Origin of the sequence: Paenibacillus luteus (genome assembly GCF_006542765.1) — a bacterium.
GTDB classification, from domain to species: Bacteria; Bacillota; Bacilli; order Paenibacillales; family Paenibacillaceae; genus Pristimantibacillus; species Pristimantibacillus luteus.
Genome location: NZ_SKCD01000090.1, coordinates 1 through 585, shown reverse-complemented (window position 1 = coordinate 585; position 585 = coordinate 1). Strand labels below are relative to the sequence as shown.

Below are 585 nucleotides of genomic sequence, written 5' to 3'. Positions count from 1 at the left end.
CGAATGATTTCCAACCATTCTGAGGGAACCTTTGGGCGCCTCCGTTACATTTTAGGAGGCGACCGCCCCAGTCAAACTGTCCACCTGACACGGTCCCCGAACCGGTTTCACGGTTCTAGGTTAGAACTCCGATACGATCAGGGTGGTATCCCAACGTTGCCTCCACACAAGCTGGCGCTCATGCTTCTTAGGCTCCCACCTATCCTGTACAGATCGTACCAAAGTTCAATATCAAGTTACAGTAAAGCTCCATGGGGTCTTTCCGTCTTGTCGCGGGTAACCTGCATCTTCACAGGTATTAAAATTTCACCGGATCTCTCGTTGAGACAGCGCCCAAGTCGTTACGCCATTCGTGCGGGTCAGAATTTACCTGACAAGGAATTTCGCTACCTTAGGACCGTTATAGTTACGGCCGCCGTTTACTGGGGCTTCGGTTCACAGCTTCGGATTGCTCCTAACCGCTCCCCTTAACCTTCCAGCACCGGGCAGGCGTCAGCCCGTATACTTCGCCTTACGGCTTCGCACAGACCTGTGTTTTTGCTAAACAGTCGCTTGGGCCTTTTCACTGCGGCCCCCTCGGGCTAT

At 53.2% G+C, this 585-nt stretch carries 1 rRNA gene; it reads right to left on the bottom strand.

Going from position 1 to position 585, the window contains the following annotated elements:
• A 23S ribosomal RNA gene (locus E0496_RS34440) occupies positions 1-585 on the bottom strand; the annotation flags it as partial.